At 63.2% G+C, this 16,816-nt stretch carries 13 protein-coding genes; 5 read left to right on the top strand and 8 right to left on the bottom strand.

Annotated features, from left to right (window positions below; all coding sequences use genetic code 11):
• Window positions 1-145: 145 nt before the first annotated feature.
• Genes purT through V3388_RS13670 form a run of 4 tightly spaced genes read right to left on the bottom strand, consistent with a single transcriptional unit; the run spans window position 146 to window position 2,663 of the window.
• Window positions 146-1,342 (bottom strand): formate-dependent phosphoribosylglycinamide formyltransferase, encoded by a 1,197-nt coding sequence (purT, locus tag V3388_RS13685; protein ID WP_336368132.1) that lies wholly within the window; start codon window positions 1,340-1,342, stop codon window positions 146-148.
• 1 nt (window position 1,343) lies between these two features.
• Window positions 1,344-1,544, bottom strand: a complete 201-nt coding sequence (locus tag V3388_RS13680; RefSeq protein ID WP_336368131.1) for a DUF1289 domain-containing protein — start codon at window positions 1,542-1,544, stop codon at window positions 1,344-1,346.
• A complete protein-coding gene (locus V3388_RS13675; RefSeq protein ID WP_336368130.1) occupies window positions 1,541-2,074 on the bottom strand; it encodes a gamma carbonic anhydrase family protein in 534 nt (177 codons plus the stop codon). The genes V3388_RS13680 and V3388_RS13675 overlap by 4 nt, the downstream gene beginning before the upstream one ends.
• Window position 2,075: 1 nt before the next feature.
• Window positions 2,076-2,663 carry an NUDIX hydrolase gene (locus V3388_RS13670; protein WP_336368129.1) on the bottom strand — a complete coding sequence of 196 codons (588 nt, stop codon included), beginning with the start codon at window positions 2,661-2,663 and terminating at the stop codon, window positions 2,076-2,078.
• 97 nt (window positions 2,664-2,760) lie between these two features.
• On the opposite strand from V3388_RS13670, the gene V3388_RS13665 reads away from it, so the two are divergent.
• Window positions 2,761-3,309: an NUDIX hydrolase gene (locus V3388_RS13665; RefSeq protein WP_336368128.1), complete on the top strand. Its 549-nt coding sequence runs from the start codon at window positions 2,761-2,763 to the stop codon at window positions 3,307-3,309.
• Window positions 3,310-3,316: 7 nt separating this feature from the next.
• Here the strand turns inward: V3388_RS13665 and V3388_RS13660 are convergent, their stop codons facing one another.
• Window positions 3,317-3,628 (bottom strand): YqfO family protein, encoded by a 312-nt coding sequence (locus V3388_RS13660; RefSeq protein ID WP_336368127.1) that lies wholly within the window; start codon window positions 3,626-3,628, stop codon window positions 3,317-3,319.
• Between the two features lie 433 nt (window positions 3,629-4,061).
• Complete coding sequence (gene purL / locus V3388_RS13655) at window positions 4,062-7,967, bottom strand: phosphoribosylformylglycinamidine synthase (RefSeq protein WP_336368126.1); 3,906 nt, start codon at window positions 7,965-7,967, stop codon at window positions 4,062-4,064.
• 230 nt (window positions 7,968-8,197) lie between these two features.
• Between purL and mltF the strand changes: the two genes are divergently transcribed.
• Window positions 8,198-9,730: a membrane-bound lytic murein transglycosylase MltF gene (gene mltF, locus V3388_RS13650; protein ID WP_336368125.1), complete on the top strand. Its 1,533-nt coding sequence runs from the start codon at window positions 8,198-8,200 to the stop codon at window positions 9,728-9,730.
• Here the strand turns inward: mltF and V3388_RS13645 are convergent.
• On the bottom strand, window positions 9,725-10,204 hold the full coding sequence (locus tag V3388_RS13645) for a regulatory protein RecX (RefSeq protein WP_336368124.1): 480 nt from the start codon (window positions 10,202-10,204) through the stop codon (window positions 9,725-9,727). The genes mltF and V3388_RS13645 overlap by 6 nt on opposite strands.
• Window positions 10,205-10,359: 155 nt before the next feature.
• Between V3388_RS13645 and V3388_RS13640 the strand changes: the two genes are divergently transcribed.
• Window positions 10,360-12,819 carry a DUF349 domain-containing protein gene (locus tag V3388_RS13640; protein ID WP_336368123.1) on the top strand — a complete coding sequence of 820 codons (2,460 nt, stop codon included), beginning with the start codon at window positions 10,360-10,362 and terminating at the stop codon, window positions 12,817-12,819.
• On the opposite strand, the gene V3388_RS13635 is transcribed toward V3388_RS13640, so the two are convergent.
• Complete coding sequence (locus V3388_RS13635) at window positions 12,802-13,086, bottom strand: late competence development ComFB family protein (RefSeq protein WP_336368122.1); 285 nt, start codon at window positions 13,084-13,086, stop codon at window positions 12,802-12,804. The two genes, V3388_RS13640 and V3388_RS13635, sit on opposite strands and share 18 nt — an antisense overlap.
• Window positions 13,087-13,342: 256 nt before the next feature.
• Between V3388_RS13635 and V3388_RS13630 the strand changes: the two genes are divergently transcribed.
• Both V3388_RS13630 and V3388_RS13625 read left to right on the top strand, forming a co-directional pair.
• On the top strand, window positions 13,343-14,551 hold the full coding sequence (locus V3388_RS13630; RefSeq protein ID WP_336368121.1) for an acetyl-CoA C-acetyltransferase: 1,209 nt from the start codon (window positions 13,343-13,345) through the stop codon (window positions 14,549-14,551).
• A gap of 29 nt (window positions 14,552-14,580) precedes the next feature.
• The gene (locus V3388_RS13625) at window positions 14,581-16,731 is read left to right on the top strand and encodes a 3-hydroxyacyl-CoA dehydrogenase NAD-binding domain-containing protein (protein ID WP_336368120.1); all 2,151 of its coding nucleotides are present in this window, start codon (window positions 14,581-14,583) and stop codon (window positions 16,729-16,731) included.
• The last annotated feature ends 85 nt before the right edge of the window (window positions 16,732-16,816 follow it).

Below are 16,816 nucleotides of genomic sequence, written 5' to 3'. Positions count from 1 at the left end.
CCCGAAACACCCGCCTCAGCGCTGTGTCCCTCAGAAGTGGTGCGCATTCTACAGCCCCACGGGAAACTGTCAACGCCCCGTTTCCATTTATTTTCCAGGGCTTCGGTTTCCACCTACGCAACCGATCAAGTATTGCACAAAACGGTTAACATTCCACCTGGATGGATGCCGCAGCGGCCATCGCCACCTGACGAGCCTCCTCAATGGAGTCCCGGCGGGCCAGCGTAACCCCCATCCGACGGCGGCCTTTCAGTTCCGGCTTACCAAACAGGCGCAGCTGGGTATCCGGCTCGGCCAATGCCGCTTCTATATGAGTAAAGCGAACCCGGTCCGAGTTCCCTTCAGGAAGAATCACGGCAGAGGCGCTTGGCCCCTGCTGCCGGATTGCCGGAATGGGCAGGCCGAGGATTGCTCTGGCATGCAACGCGAACTCGGACAGATCCTGGGAAACCAGCGTCACAAGCCCGGTATCGTGGGGCCGGGGCGACACCTCAGAGAACCAAACGTCGTCCCCCTTGATAAACAGCTCCACGCCGTAGACACCATGGCCACCCAGGTCATTCACCACGGCTTCGGCAACGGCTTTAGAACGCTCGAGCGCTTTCGGTGACATCGGCTGTGGCTGCCAGGATTCCCGGTAATCGCCATCTTCCTGGCGATGCCCAATAGGATCGCAGAAAGACACACCATCGCGATGGCGTACGGTCAGCAGGGTGATTTCGTAGTCGAAGTCTACAAACCCCTCAACGATGACTCGGCCGCGACCGGCTCGCCCGCCCGTTTGGGCGTACTCCCAGGCCGGCTCGATGTCTGCCTGCGTCTTTACCGTGCTCTGCCCCTTACCCGAGGAACTCATCACCGGCTTGACCACAAACGGCAGACCGATTTCCTCGGCCGCGGCCAGGTATTCCTCCCGGCTGCTGGCAAACCGGTAAGGCGAAGTCGGCAGCCCCAATTCTTCCGCCGCCAGGCGGCGAATGCCTTCGCGGTTCATGGTGAGGTTGACCGCCCGCGCCGTTGGGATCACCCGATAGCCCTCTGCCTCAAGCTTGACCAGCTCCGGCGTAGCAATGGCCTCGATCTCCGGCACAATCAGGTTCGGCTTTTCCTGCTCGATGATCGCCCGAAGGGCCCCGCCGTCGAGCATGTCGACCACGTGGCTCCGGTGCGCCACCTGCATACCGGGTGCGTTGGCGTACCGATCGACGGCAATCACTTCAACGCCGTAGCGCTGGAGTTCAATCACCACTTCCTTGCCGAGTTCGCCGGCGCCACAGAACAGCACCCGGAAGGCGTTGGGCTTGAGGGGCGTACCAATCTGTACGTTCGAGGAGTCAGTCATCTCAGAGGGCTACCTTTTCTTCTCGTTTGGCAACGTCACGCAGGACCGCCCTGCGTTCGTCATTCGTCATACGGGACCACCGGAGAATCTCATCCGCCGTCCGGTGACAGCCGATGCACACGTCATTGTGGTCCAGGGCGCAGATGCTCACACAGGGTGACGACACCGGCGCCTCTTCCGCCCGCCATCGCCCGACGCTCATGACTGGGGCTCTACGGGGCTCAGGGTGTTCAGATAACGGGCCGCGTTCTGCACATAGTGGGCCGCGCTGGCCTCAAGCATCTTTTTCTGTGCATCAGTGAGCGTTCGCTTGACCTTGCCCGGCGAACCGACCACGAGAGAGCCATCCGGGACTTCCATGCCTTCCGGAATCAGGGTGTTCGCGCCAATCAGGCAATGCTTGCCAATTTTCGCGCCGTTGAGGACCACCGCATTGATGCCGATCAGCGAATAATCACCAATATCGCAGCCATGCAGCATCACCTTGTGGCCAACCGTCACGCCGCGCCCAACGTTGAGTGGAATGCCCGGATCGGTATGCAGCACCGATCCGTCCTGAATGTTGGACTCGGGGCCAATCGAAATCAGATCGTTGTCACCGCGGATCACCACGTTGAACCAGACACTGCTTTTTTCCATCAGACGGACCTGACCAATCACGGTCGCATTGTGGGCCACAAACTGCCCCTCGCCCACCCGCTCCGGGGCCTTGCCATCCAGCTTGAAAAACATCTCAGCGTCCCTCCGGGGGTTCCAGTAAATCGATGCCTGCATCGTACACGGCGTTCAGAAAGTCCACCAGAACCACCGCCGACAGCCCCCAAATCTGGTAATGCTGCCAGCGATAGCACGGCACATAAAAGGTATTATCGAGGAAATTCAGGGCGTCGGTTCGCTCCCGCCGGTCTTCAAGGAAAAAGGACAGCGGCACCCGGAACACGCTTTCGATCTCATCCGGATTGGGCCGGAAATCGAGCCCCTCGGGCACAACACCCACGTACGGCGTTACCAGAATACCGTAACGGGACATCACCTGGCTGAGGGGCGCGATCAGCGTAACGTCTGCCGGCGACACGCCAATTTCCTCATGGGTTTCGCGAAGCGCCGTGGCCGCCAGCGAAGGATCGCCCGGGTCCCGCTTGCCGCCAGGGTACGCTACCTGGCCACGGTGAGTGCTCAGATTGGATGAACGCAGCGTAAAGATCATCTCAGGATTGGTGCTGGAGTCTGTCACCGGCACCAGAATGCCGGCTTCCGGGTAATCCAGGGCAAGTTGCCTGGGGGCATAATCCGCCAGTCGTTGGGTGAGAAACTCTCGCAAGAAACTGCTCCGGGTGGATGTTGAGTTACCATAAGACAGTGACCGCCGGTGGGGTTACACTGGCTACCAAAACCCTCGTCAGTATACGGTGATTATCATGAAGTATTGCAGTGAATGCGGCCAGCCGGTGGAACAGCGCATTCCCGAAGGCGACAACCGCCACCGCTACGTTTGCGTCAGCTGCGACACGATTCACTATCAGAACCCGAGGATCGTGGCGGGTACGGTACCCGTCTGGGAAGGCCGCATCTTGCTGTGCCGCCGGGCCATTGAGCCCCGCTATGGCTACTGGACCCTACCTGCAGGATTTATGGAAAACGCTGAGACGACCGTCGAGGCCGCTGAGCGGGAAACTCGGGAGGAAGCCCTCGCCAACGTCCAGATTGAAGGTCTGTTCTCCATCATCGACGTTCCTCATATCAATCAGGTGCACATGTTTTACCGGGCGACACTGATCGACGGCCAGTTCGGCGCCGGCGAGGAATCCCTTGAATCCCGCCTGTTTGCGGTGGACGACATCCCCTGGGACGAACTGTCGTTCCCCACGGTTCGCAAAACCCTGGAGCTGTTCCTGGACGACATGAAGACCCAGACCTACCGCTTGCACCAGAAAGATATTCGCCGTCCGATGGCCCAGCACGGCTGACCCACCGTCAGAACGCCTCCAGGCGAATCACGTCATACGCCGGCTCCTCATAAGGATGGGCTTGCCGAAGGGCCGCCAGGGCGTCATGGATGCGCCCATCCTCACACACCAGTTCCACCTTATATTCGCTGACCGTTTCCAGCTCGCCCCGGGTTCCGAGGAATGGCTGGCTATTTTCCAGCGGCCGAAACTGGCCTTGACCCAGGGTTTGCCAGGCGCACGCCTCGTAATCCCCAATGCGACCTGCCCCCGCATCGAACAGCGCCTGCTTGGTGGTTTCCAGATGACTTTCCGGCACGAAATAGCACAGTTTAAACACGATGAAAGACACTCCCTTCCAGGATATTTTTTGTACAGATTAAAGGCTTAGATACTTACCCACAAAATCTGTGGATAACTCTGGGGAAAGTTTTTGGGAACACGCCCCAAAACCCTGCCGTTACTGCACTTACCTTAAATTGGTGACAAATTGGCCCAACGATCAAATGTTATATTTATCAGTAACTTAAAAACAAAGCATAAAATATGAACGGCTATCCTGCCTTTTGTTCAGTGTTCGCACAGCGGCCCTTCCAAAATGTGCATAAGCCACACTGAGTCAAGCATTTTTTCTCCCGTTTACACCCTTTTTTTGCTTGAAATCCAGAGTCTGAACGGGTACCGGCGGGCACAAAAAAACCGGTGCGAGGTGGACACAACATCGTGTCACTCCTCGCACCGGTCTGTCATCGCCGGGCGGCCGGTATGGCGGATCAGCCGAACCAGCGCCGTGCGTTGCGGAACATCCGGATCCAGGCGCCGTCTTCCTGCCAGTCGTTCGGTCGCCAGGAACACTGGACCGCCCGGAACACCCGCTCGGGGTGCGGCATCATGATGGTCACACGGCCATCCCGAGTGGTCACACCCGTAATGCCCGCCTCGGACCCGTTCGGGTTAAACGGGTAGCGCTCGGTGACCGCGCCCCGGTTGTCCACGTACCGCAGTGCCACCAACTCCTGCTCGGCGAGGCTGGCGGCGGAACCGCTGCCGGCGAACTCTACGCGCCCTTCCCCGTGCGCCACGGCAATGGGCATTCGAGAGCCGGCCATGCCGTCCAGGAACGCCGATGGCGATGGCGCCACCTCTACCATGGCCAGGCGGGCTTCAAACTGTTCGGACTGGTTGCGGACGAAACGCGGCCAGCCATCACTGCCGGGGATCAGCTCGTGCAGGTTGGACAGCATCTGGCAGCCGTTGCAGACGCCGAGGGCAAGGGTATCGGCCCGGTTGAAGAACTCGGCAAACTGATCCCGAACCCGATCGTTAAACAGGATCGATTTGGCCCAGCCCTCACCGGCACCCAACACGTCGCCGAACGAGAAGCCGCCACAGGCCACGAGGGACTGGAATCGGGACAACGACACCCGGCCCGACAGCAGATCGCTCATGTGAACGTCCACCGCCTCGAAACCGGCGCGGTCAAAGGCCGCGGCCATCTCAACCTGGCCGTTCACACCCTGCTCGCGAAGCACCGCGACGCGGGGTCTCGCTCCGGTCGCAATGTAAGGTGCGGCCACGTCGTCTGATACCTCGTAGGTCAGGGCGACGGAGAGCCCGGGGTCGGTGGCGTCCAGCAGGTTATCGAACTCTTCCTGTGCGCAGTCGGCGTTATCCCGCAGCGACTGCACCCGATAACTGGTCTCACTCCACAGGCGCTGCAGGGTCACACGGGTCTCGTCGAGCACCGGCTCGCCGTCGAACATCAACCGCAAGCGGTCCTCATCGTTCAGGGTCCCGATCACGCTGGTGTGATCACCCAGACCCGCGGCGGAGAACTGCTGGAGGACAAAATCGGTGTCATCACGACGCACCTGGATGACCGCACCGAGCTCTTCGTTGAACAGCTCACGGGCAAACTGGGTCGAATTTTCTGCCAGGCCGTCCAGCTTCAGGTCCACGCCCACGTGGCCGGCAAAGCTCATTTCCGCCACCGTGACGAACAGGCCGCCATCGGACCGGTCGTGATAGGCCAGTAGCTTACCGTCGGCGTTCAGGCCCTGAATGACGGCGAAGAACGCTTTCAGATCTTCCGGATCGTCCAGGTCGGGCGACACCGCGCCTACGTGGCCGTACACCTGAGCCAGGGCAGAGCCGCCGAGACGGTTCTGGCCGGCGGCCAGATCCACCAGGATCAGGTCCGTGTCACCGGCGCTGGTCACCAGCTGTGGGGTCAGGGTGCGGGCAACGTCGCTGACCGGCGCGAAGCCGCTGACAATCAGCGACAGGGGCGCCGTGACCGTCTTGGATTCACCGTTATTTTCCTCCCAGGCGGTTTTCATGGACATGGAGTCCTTACCCACCGGAATGGTAATGCCCAGCGCCGGACACAGCTCCATACCCACCGCGCGCACAGTCTCGTACAGGTTTTCGTCTTCGCCCGGGTGACCCGCCGCGGCCATCCAGTTGGCGGACAGGCGGATATCGGAGAGCGCCCCGATCGGCGCCGCCGCCAGATTGGTAATGGTCTCACCGACCGCCATGCGGCCCGACGCGGGCGCGTCAATCACGGCCACCGGCGTGCGCTCGCCCATGGCCATGGCCTCGCCGGTACGGACGTCAAACGAGCTGGCGGTTACCGCTACGTCGCTCACCGGCACCTGCCACGGGCCGACCATCTGATCCCGAGCCACCAGCCCGGTGATGGTCCGGTCGCCGATGGTGATCAGGAAGCCCTTGGAGCCGACCGAGGGAAGGCGCAGAACCCGGCGAACCGCGTCGCTCAGATCCACCCGGGTGGAATCAAAAATTGGCTTGGCGAAGGACGACCGGGACACGCTGCGGTGCATGCGCGGCGGCTTGCCGAACAGCACGTCCATGGGCAGGTCTACCGGTTTATCATCAAAGTAGGAATCCGCCAGTTCGAGGTGGTGCGATTCGGTTGCCTCACCAATCACGGCGTACGGGCAACGCTCACGGCGACACAGGGCGTCGAAGCGTTCCAGATTTTCCGGCGCCACCGCCAGCACATAGCGTTCCTGGGACTCGTTACACCAGATTTCCAGAGGAGACATGCCCGGCTCGTCGCTGGGAATGTCCCGCAGCTCAAACTTGCCACCCCGGCCGCCGTCCTTTACCAGCTCCGGCATAGCATTGGACAGTCCGCCCGCACCCACGTCATGAATGAAGCAGATCGGATTGTCCTCGCCCATCTGCCAGCAGCGGTCGATCACTTCCTGGCAGCGGCGCTCCATCTCCGGGTTGTCCCGCTGGACGGAGGCAAAGTCCAGGTTTTCGTGGCTGCTGCCGGAATCCATGGACGACGCCGCGCCGCCGCCCAGGCCGATCAGCATGGACGGACCGCCCAGCACAATCAGCTTGGCACCGACGGGGATGCTGCCTTTTTCCACATGCTGCTCACGGATGTTGCCCATGCCACCGGCGATCATGATCGGCTTGTGGTAACCCCGGACTTCCTCCCCGTCCGGCCCTGGCACGCGGGCTTCGTAGGTCCGGAAGTAACCTGCCAGGTTCGGCCGGCCAAATTCGTTGTTGAAGGCGGCGCCCCCAATCGGCCCTTCGATCATGATGTCGAGGGCGGACGCAATGCGGTCCGGCTTGCCGTAACCGATTTCCCAGGGCTGGGCATCCCCCGGCAGGTTCAGGTTGGATACGGTGAACCCGGTCAGGCCTGCCTTCGGCTTGGATCCCCGGCCGGTGGCGCCTTCGTCCCGAATCTCACCGCCGGAGCCGGTCGCCGCGCCGGCAAACGGCGAAATGGCGGTCGGGTGGTTGTGGGTCTCCACTTTCATCAGGATGTGAATGTCTTCCTGATGGTAGCCATAGGCCCCGGTTTCCGGGTCCGGGAAGAACCGGCCACCCCGGCTGCCGCGAATGACGGAGGCGTTGTCCTTGTAAGCTGAGAGAACGCCTTCGCTGTTCATCTCGTAGGTGTTGCGAATCATGGCGAACAGCGACTTATCCTGAGCCTCACCGTCAATGTCCCAGGACGCGTTGAAGATCTTGTGCCGGCAGTGCTCGGAGTTCGCCTGGGCGAACATCATCAGTTCAACGTCGGTCGGATCGCGATGCAGGTCGCTGAAGGATTTGACCAGGTAATCGATTTCGTCCTCGGCGAGGGCCAGGCCCAGCTCACGGTTGGCTTTCACCAGCGCTTCCCGGCCGCCCGTCAGCACCGGAACCCGGTTCAGGGTGCGCGGCTCTTCGTGGCTGAACAACAGCTCGGCACCACCCATCTCATGGAACACGGTCTGGGTCATGCGGTCGTGCAACAGAGTGGCGATGGCTTCGCGTTGGGCAAGACCAAGCTTGCGACCCGCGCGCACATAATAGGCAATGCCGCGCTCGATGCGCTGGATCTGGCGCAATCCACAGTTCCGGGCAATGTCCGTCGCCTTGCTCGACCAGGGTGAGAGCGTGCCCGGACGCGGCACCACCAGGAACAATACCCCATCCGGCTCTTCGGCCGGAACACTCGGCCCATACGTCAGCAGCCGATCCAGGATGGCCTGCTCCCCCTCCGACAAATCCATCTCGAGATCCGCAAAGTGCATGAATTCGGCGTACACATGCTCGACCTCGGGAACCCGGTCCTGAATCCGGGACAGCAGCTTGCGGGAACGGAATGGGGAAAGCGCGGGAGCGCCGCGAAGTTCAAGCATGATATCAACCTGTATCGCGCGAAAGGGGGAAATCCGGGTGCCATAGGCCGTTTGAAAGGCCGCCATGATACTTGAAAGCGGAACCGGGATACAGCGCCCCTCGGATATTACCCACAGCCGTCTGGGCCCCGGTTTTGACATTGTTTTGCAATCCCCGGCGCGGGTCTGGTTGACCAAACGTTGAGCACCGGGAGATCATCAAATGCCACCGCCGTTTGGAGACCCGGTTTTTGGCCAACCCCCTGCGTATCTTCCAAACTGCCCGACGAACCGCCGGGCTGCTGGTCGCTGTGGCCCTGGTGGCTACCCTGGGCGGCTGCGCCCGCCCCAGCTCGCTGCAGGAGATCCGCGACGAAGGGACGCTGCACGTGATTACCCGCACGGCGCCCTCCATTTATTACCAGGGGCGCAACGGACCCACCGGCTACGATTACGAACTGGCCAAGCGCCTCGCCGACAGCCTCGGGGTGCATCTGCGAATTCGCGAGGCCGAGGACAACACGGAGATCCTCTCGGTACTGGACAACGGTTACGCCCACATTGGCATGGCCGGCCTTTCCGACCGCCCATCGTTCCACGATCGTTTCCAGACCCTGCCCACCGGCATCGAAACCCAGTCCGTCGTGGTCTACCGCCGGGGCGATGAGCGCCCGGACTCTCTGGATGACCTCGCCGGCCAGACCCTGCACGCCGTAGCCGGCAGCGACCATAAAGAAGTGCTCTCGCGGCTCGGGGCCTTTGACCAGGGCGTGACCCTGGCCAGTCATCCCGGCCTGGACCCGGCCGGCATCCTGGACCGGGTCGACAAGGGCGACTTCAAACTGGCGATTGTCTCGTCCAACGAACTGGAGCTGAACCGGGTCTTTTTTCCCAAGGTGAACGTGGCTTTTACCGTAGGTAAGCCCCGCCCGCTGGTCTGGCTGTTTCCCAAGGACCAGGACAACACGCTGATAAGCGCCGCTCGCGCCCTGATCGATCGGATGAAAGCCCGGGGTGAGCTGGCGCAGCTATCAGAGCGTTTCTACGGCCACCTGGACCAGCTCAACTACGTGGGCGCCCGCACCTTCATGTACCACGTGGAAAACCGGCTTCCCCAGTATGAGGATCTGTTCAAGGCGCAGGCGCGGGATGTGAACATGGACTGGCGGCTGCTGGCCGCCATTGGCTATCAGGAATCCCACTGGCGACCCAACGCCAAGTCTCCCACGGGCGTGAGAGGCCTGATGATGCTCACCCGCACCACCGCCAGCTCCCTCGGCATCAATGACCGGCTGGACGTTAAAGAAAGCATTGAAGGCGGCGCCCGTTACTTCCAGGTGGTTCACGACAAGATCCCCGAACGCATCCCCGAGCCGGACCGCACCTGGTTCGCGCTGGCCTCATACAACGTCGGGTTTGGCCACCTGGAAGACGCCCGCCGGCTGGCCGAGGGCGCCGGCAAGAACCCGGACCGGTGGATTGATGTGAAGGAGTTCCTACCCCTGCTCTCACAGAAAGCCTGGTACTCGCGCACCCGCTTCGGCTACGCCCGGGGCCAGGAGCCGGTGCTTTACGTTCAGAATATCCGGCGCTATTACGACGTGCTCGCGCGGCTCCGCCGACCGGTGCAGCCCACGCCGGAAGAGCCGACCCCACGCCTGGCCGGAGACGGTGAGCCACCGGCAAGCGAGGGAACGACCACCGCCGAGACCGACAACGAGGTCTCAACGGAGCTGAGAGCCAGCCTGCCCCCCGATCTGGCGGTCATACCGCCAACGCTATAGATCGTCCGGTGCCCGGGCCGCCAGCGTGATATCGACCTGGCTGGACGTAAATCCCCGCCGCTGGAAAAACCGCGCCTGGCGCACTTTTTCATCCCAATCCTGTTCAAGGTTCGCCAGCCCGAATCGACGCTCCCGCACGCGGATGGCGTGATCGCACCATTCACGTTCGGACAACGCCTCCAACACTTCCGGATCGCGAGCGACGCCCCGTTGCCGCAATTCCGCCTGAATGCGAAGAGGGCCATACCCCTGATCAATGCGCTGCCGGGCGTAGACATCGGCAAAGCGACCATCGTCCAGCCAGCCCTCCTGCTCAAACTCATCCAGCACCGGGTCGATCAAGGGCTCATCAAACCGCCGCTGGCGCAACTTCAGCACCAACTCCTGCCGGCTGTGCTCGCGCCGGGCCAGTAACCGCAGCGCCGTTGCCGCCAGCCGGTGGCGCTGTTCTTCCGGATTTTCCTGTTTTGCCATGCAGACCCTTTCCGCCAAGACCGTTGAAACGCTAGACTAGCCGCCGATTTCCTTTATGGCGACCGCCGGTCGTCATGCCCGTACCCGGCTCGCTTGAGCCGATGTCCGGTGCCCCGCGCACCGCTACCTGGCACTGATTCCGACAGGATACCTTCATGGCTGCGTTTCTCGAAAAACTGTTCAAATCCCGCAAGTCCGGCTCACCGTCACGGGCTCCGGCTTCCACCCCCACGCCCGCGCCAGCGGACACCAGCGCCAGGGATGAGCGTCGGGAACACCAGCAGCAGCAACTGAACGCCTCGCCCTCCCAGACCGCTCTGGCCGAGCTGGCGATGGACGGGGTCACCGCAGAGATTCGCCTGGCCGCCGCTGGCCGCCTGACCGACCCGGAGCAGCTTCAGCAGGTACAAAAACACGCCAAGGGCCGGGACAAAGGCGTCTACCAGGCTACCCGGCAGGCGCTCCAGGTGCTGCGCCAGGCCGAAGAAGCCGAGGCGGAGCGACGCGCCCGCATCGACGCCCTGATCGCCCAGGCCGAGGACCAGGCCCGCAGCGAAGACACCAACCTCTACCAGGCCCGCCTGGACGCCCTGCAAACCCGCTGGCAGGACGTGGCGCCGAACGCCAGCGCCGACCAGGCCCAGCGGTTTCTGGCTGCGGTTCATCAATGCCGCCAGCGCAGCCAGGCGTTGGCCGACGCCGACGCCGAAGCGCGCCGGCACGCGGACAAGCAGCAACAACGCCGTGAGACCCTGGAACTGCTCGCCACCACGCTGGACGACCTGAAGCGCCCCGGGGACGCGCTGCCCTCGGTATCCGCCCTGGACGGTCTTCAGCGCACTCAGGAGAACCGCTGGCTGGAAGCGACACGGGACACCGACGTCGCCCGGCAGGAGCAAAAGGCCTACGAAACCCACATGCAGGCGCTGAGGCACGTCATCGCTGCGGTCCGACGCCTGGGTCAATTCACGCCAGTGATGCGGGAGCTGCTGGCGGAGGCGGATCTTGAGGCACCCTCAGAGGCCCATCAGGCCGCCGCACGCGATCAGCTTGCGGAACTCGACTGGCCGGCGGAACTGCCCCAGCCTGAACTGCTGAGCGACCTGCGCCAACTGGCCCGGGTGCGCACCGTCAGCGCTCCGAAGACCACCGGCGCCGATCCCGCAGAGCAACAGGAGGTACTGGACCAACTGCTGCCGTTGATGGACTCACTGGAGGCAGCGCTCGAAGCAAAGCAGTTCCGGGAATCCCGGCAGCTCCTGAAAGCCGCGCAGAGCCATTTCAAGCGGCTGGATACCCGCCATGGCCGCGTCCATCAGGCCCGCATGCAGCTGTTGGCCGGCCAGTTTCGGGAACTGAGCGACTGGCAGGGATTCGCCACTGAGCCCAAGCAGATTGCCCTGTGCGAGCAGATGGAATACCTCGCGGACCAGCCGATGGAGCCGGAGGCCAAGGCCGAGCGCATCAAGGAACTGCAGGCCGAATGGCGCACCCTCGGCGGCTCATCGGATCGGACCCTGTGGACCCGCTTCAAAGCCGCTTCAGACAAGGCCTTTGAACCCTGCAAGGCGTACTTTGACGCGAAATCCGACCTGAAACAGGCGAACCTGCAGACGCGCCAGGCCATATGCGACCAACTGGCCCGGTTTATCGAGGGCGCCGACTGGTCACAGATGGACTGGAAAGTGGCGGAACGCATTCACCAGACCGCCCGGCAGGAGTGGAAAGAGGCCTGGCCTGTGGAGTTCCGCGACAATCGGGCCATTCAGAAGCGGTTTGATGATCTGCTGCGCCAGATTGAAGCGCCTCTGGACACGGAACGCGAGCGTAACGAAGCCCTCAAACAGGCCATTGTCGAGCGGGCTCAGGCACTGATCGATCATACCCCGCTGCAGGAGGCCATGAACGAGGCCAAGGCCCTTCAGACCGAGTGGAAAGCGGTGGGCATTACCCGTCACCGGGAAGACCGCAAGCTCTGGCAGGCATTTCGCAAGGCCTGCGACCAGATTTTCGACCGGCGCAACGCCGAGCGGCAGGCACGCCAGGACGCGTCGGCTGAAGCGGACAACGGCGCCCGGGCCCTGCTGGAGGAACTGGACGCCAACCCGCCGGAACAGGCCGGCACCGAGGCCATCGAGCAGGCACTGAGCGCGTGTCAGAAGCAGCCCGCCGGTGCGCTCTCTGCCGCTGTGCGGGACGCGCTGCAGAACCGCCGGCAACAGTTACAGGCGGCACTCTCGAGTGCCCGGCAGGCACAACGGGTTGACGGCTGGCTGGCTCTGCTGGCCCAGCACCGCGCCGGCACCCTGGACACCGGCGCCCTGCCCGCGAACTGGACCACGGCAACTGCCGATACCGACGCCTCCGACCCCCGTGAACTGATCATCCGGGCCGAAATACTGGCGGGCGTGGAGTCCCCTGAAGCGGACAGCCATCGCCGCATGGAAATCCAGGTGCAGCGACTCAACGATGGCCTCACGGGCGTTGATCGACCCGCTGACCCTCTGGACGAGCTGGAAAGCGTGCTGGCCCGCTGGCTGCAGCAGCCCGCGGACGCGGCCGAGGGCGGTCTTGGTCAACGCCTGGTCAACGCCCTGTCAACGCTGGCTCGCTGAGTCCGGCTCGCGGCGGTGCTCGGTGACAAAGTCCCGGGCCGAGCGAACCGCCGTCAGGGACCGGGCCTTCATCTCCCCCAGCTCCTCGTCCGCCAGGTAGAACATCATGTCGATGGAGTGGCGGTAATAGCGGTTGGGCAGGTGGTTCAACGCCACGCACAGGACGTCGGTGAGGTAATCCGCGGTATCGTCGGCCTGCCGCGTCGCCTCAATGGCATCCAGCACCAGCCGCTCGTAGAAATTATCAATGGCATCTCTGAGGGACATGGAAGGCCTCCCCAAGTCGCGTGTCTACCCTGAACCATAGAAGCCCACACCGCGCTTGTCATTCCCGCCGCCGGGAATTTCGTGCCCCTTCCCGATACCACTTATAACGTGGACACAACACCAGCCTGAACAATTCGGCCAATGGGATTGGCAGGGGCGGTCATTACCGCTGACGCGCTGGGGGCGCTAAGGTAGGGGCAGACAGCCTGACCGTTCCAGGACCGTCGTTCCAATACCGCACTCACAAGGACCCGCCATGACCACCGAGGCCTACATTTTCGACGCCGTCCGCACGCCCCGCGGGCGCGGAAAAAGGGACGGCGCGTTACACAGCGTCAAACCCATCACCCTGCTGACCACCGTGCTCAGGGCGCTGCAGAGCCGTAACCGGCTGGACACCTCCCAGGTGGACGATATCGTCATGGGCTGCGTCACCGCCGTGGGCGACCAGGGCGCCGACATCGCCAAGACCGCCGCCCTGGCGGCCGACTGGGACGAAACCGTGGCGGGCGTGACCCTCAACCGGTTCTGCGCCTCCGGCCTTGAGGCGGTCAACCTCGCGGCCATGAAGGTCCGCTCCGGCTGGGAAGACCTGGTCGTGGCGGGCGGCGTTGAAGCCATGTCACGGGTGCCCATGGGCTCGGACGGCGGTGCCTGGGCGACCGATCCGGAAACCAACCTGCACACGGGCTTTATGCCGCAGGGCATCGGCGCCGACCTGATCGCCACCCTGGAGGGCTTCAGCCGCAGCGACGTGGATGCGTTTGCCGTGAAATCCCAGCAGAAGGCCGCCCACGCCTGGCAAAACGGGTACTTTGCCCGCTCAATCGTGCCGGTGGCCGATCAAAACGGCGTGGTCATACTGGACCGGGACGAACACGTGCGCGGCAACACCACCCTGGAATCGCTTGCCGGCCTAAAACCGTCTTTCCAGATGATGGGTGGGATGGGCTTTGACGGCGTCGCCCGGGAAAAATACCACTACGTGGAAACCATCCATCACGTGCACCACGCCGGCAACTCCTCCGGCATTGTCGACGGTGCCACCGCCGTGCTGATCGGCAGCGAGCAGAAAGGCAAGGCCCTGGGCCTGACGCCCCGTGCCCGCATCCTGGCCACGGCGGTCACCAGCACCGACCCCACCATCATGCTCACTGGTCCGGCACCAGCGGCGCGCAAGGCCCTGGCAAAAGCCGGTATGACCGCCGACCAGATCGACCTGTTCGAAGTCAACGAGGCCTTTGCCTCGGTGGTCATGCGCTTCCAGCGGGAACTCTCGGTGCCCGATGAGAAAGTGAACGTCAACGGCGGTGCCATCGCCATGGGCCATCCACTCGGCGCCACCGGCGCGATGATTCTCGGCACCCTCCTGGACGAACTGGAGCGGCGGCAGCTCCGCTACGGCCTCGCCACGCTCTGCGTGGGCGGCGGCATGGGCATCGCAACCATCATCGAGCGCGTCTGAGCGCCTCATCGACCCACAAGGAACCGACCATGAGTGCCATTCAATACCACCTGGGCGACGACGGCATACTGACCCTGACTCTGGACGCGCCCGACCAGTCCGCCAACACCATGAACCACGCGTTCCGTACGTCGCTGGCGGAGACCGCCCACCAGGTGAGCACCGACCTGGAGCGCCTTCGGGGCATCATCATCACCTCCGCGAAGCCCACCTTCTTCGCCGGCGGCGATCTCAAGGAGCTGCATGGGGTAACCCGTGACCAGGCCGCCGAATTCGAAACCATGGTGGACGCCTTGAAATCGCACCTGCGAACGCTGGAGACCTGCGGCAAGCCGGTGGTCGCCGCGATCAACGGCAGCGCCCTTGGCGGCGGCCTGGAAATCGCCCTGGCCTGCCACCACCGGGTCTGTCTGGACGACGACAGAATCCAGCTGGGCCTGCCGGAGGTCACCCTCGGGCTGCTGCCGGGAGGCGGCGGGACCCAGCGCCTGCCCCGCATGATCGGCCTGGAAGCCGCTTTCCCCTACCTGATGGAGGGTAAGAAAGTATCCCCGAAACAGGCGCTAAAGGCGGGCATCATCAATGAACTGGCGGAGTCGGCGGACGCTCTTATCGCCCAGGCCCGGCAGTTCATCGACGCGAACCCGACCTGCCAGCAACCGTGGGATCAGAAGGGCTTCCGCTTTCCGGGCGGGGCTCCCAGCCACCCGGCCATGGCCCAGAAGCTGGCCATTGCCCCCGCCATGCTGCGGCAGAAGACCAAAGGCTGCTATCCGGCACCGGAACGCATCCTGTCGGCCGCGGTGGAAGGCGCGCAGGTCGACTTCGACAACGGCAGCCGGATCGAGACCCGCTACTTCACCGAACTGGTCATCAGTCAGGTCGCCAAGAACATGACCGGCACCTTCTGGTTCCAGCTCAACGGCATCAAGGCCGGCGGCAGCCGCCCGGACGGCGTGCCCCGGGAAACTTTCCGCAAAGTGGGCGTGCTCGGGGCCGGCATGATGGGCGCTGGCATTGCCTACGCTACCGCCAGCCGGGGTATTGACGTCGTGCTCAAGGACGTGAGCGTGGAGAACGCGGAAAAAGGCAAAGCCTATTCGGAACAGTTGCTGGCCAAAAAAGTCAGCCGGGGCCGGATGGCTGACGATGAGAAACAGGCCGTGCTGGCGCGCATCCGGGCCACCGACGCCGCCGGGGACCTGGACGGATGCGACCTGATCATCGAAGCCGTCTTTGAGGACAGCGACCTGAAAGCAAGGGTGACCCGGGAGGCAGAGCCAAAGCTGGTCGCCAACGGCCTGTTTGCCTCCAATACGTCCACCATTCCCATCACCCAGCTGGCGCAGGCGGCGGCTCATCCAGACCGGTTCATCGGGCTGCACTTTTTCTCCCCGGTGGACAAGATGCAGCTGGTGGAAATCATCGTCGGTGAAAAAACCTCGGACGAGACCCTTGCCCGCGCCTTCGATTACGTGCAGCAGATCGGCAAGATTCCCATCGTGGTGAATGACAGCCGGGGCTTCTTTACGTCCCGGGTGTTCGGTACCTTCGTCAACGAGGGCATCAGCATGCTGGCCGAGGGCATCCACCCGGCCAGCATCGAAAACGCCGGGTTGCTCGCCGGCATGCCGGTGGGGCCGCTTGCGGTTTCTGACGAGGTCAGCCTGACGCTGATGCAGCATATCCGTGCCCAGAGCCGAAAGGACGCCGAGGCCGCCGGTGGAACCTGGCACCCGCACCCGGCAGAAGCGGTCATCGACACCATGGTCGATCAGTTCGGGCGCAAGGGTAAAGCCGCCGGCGCCGGCTTCTATGACTACCCCGCCAAGGGCAAAAAGCACCTCTGGACGGAACTGGAGGCCCGGTTTGCGGATGCGGAAAAGGCCCGCGCGGTACCTCTTCAGGACCTCAAGGACCGGCTGCTGTTCATCCAGGCCCTGGAAACCCTGCGCTGCCTGGAGGAAGGCGTGTTGCGGACCGTCGCTGACGCCAACGTGGGCAGTATTTTTGGCATTGGCTACGCCCCCTGGACCGGCGGTGCCGTTCAGTTCGTCAACCAGTACGGCGTACGCGCCTTCGCCGACCGGGCCCGCCAGTTGGCGGACCAGTTTGGCGACCGATTCGCTCCGCCGGCACTGCTGTTGGAGCACGCGGAACGGCAGGAGCCCATTGCCTGAGACCACGCCGCCGGCCGGCCAATGAGGGCAGGGGCGACGTGACTTGTTCATGGACAGATTGTCACGAACCGATACCCTGCCCCTA

Origin of the sequence: Marinobacter sp. C2H3, assembly GCF_037080155.1 — a bacterium.
Taxonomy (GTDB): Bacteria; Pseudomonadota; Gammaproteobacteria; order Pseudomonadales; family Oleiphilaceae; genus Marinobacter.
Note: the sequence above shows the minus strand (reverse complement) of the source record. Positions and strands in the feature narration are given on the sequence as shown.

Bases quoted from the DNA above. Each gene is read 5' to 3' on its own strand.
- purT (WP_336368132.1), bottom strand. From the start codon at position 1,342: ATGACTGACTCCTCGAACGTACAGATTGGTACGCCCCTCAAGCCCAAC.
- V3388_RS13680 (WP_336368131.1), bottom strand. From the start codon at position 1,544: ATGAGCGTCGGGCGATGGCGGGCGGAAGAGGCGCCGGTGTCGTCACCC.
- V3388_RS13675 (WP_336368130.1), bottom strand. From the start codon at position 2,074: ATGTTTTTCAAGCTGGATGGCAAGGCCCCGGAGCGGGTGGGCGAGGGG.
- V3388_RS13665 (WP_336368128.1), top strand. From the start codon at position 2,761: ATGAAGTATTGCAGTGAATGCGGCCAGCCGGTGGAACAGCGCATTCCC.
- purL (WP_336368126.1), bottom strand. From the start codon at position 7,967: ATGCTTGAACTTCGCGGCGCTCCCGCGCTTTCCCCATTCCGTTCCCGC.
- V3388_RS13645 (WP_336368124.1), bottom strand. From the start codon at position 10,204: ATGGCAAAACAGGAAAATCCGGAAGAACAGCGCCACCGGCTGGCGGCA.
- V3388_RS13640 (WP_336368123.1), top strand. From the start codon at position 10,360: ATGGCTGCGTTTCTCGAAAAACTGTTCAAATCCCGCAAGTCCGGCTCA.
- V3388_RS13635 (WP_336368122.1), bottom strand. From the start codon at position 13,086: ATGTCCCTCAGAGATGCCATTGATAATTTCTACGAGCGGCTGGTGCTG.
- V3388_RS13630 (WP_336368121.1), top strand. From the start codon at position 13,343: ATGACCACCGAGGCCTACATTTTCGACGCCGTCCGCACGCCCCGCGGG.
- V3388_RS13625 (WP_336368120.1), top strand. From the start codon at position 14,581: ATGAGTGCCATTCAATACCACCTGGGCGACGACGGCATACTGACCCTG.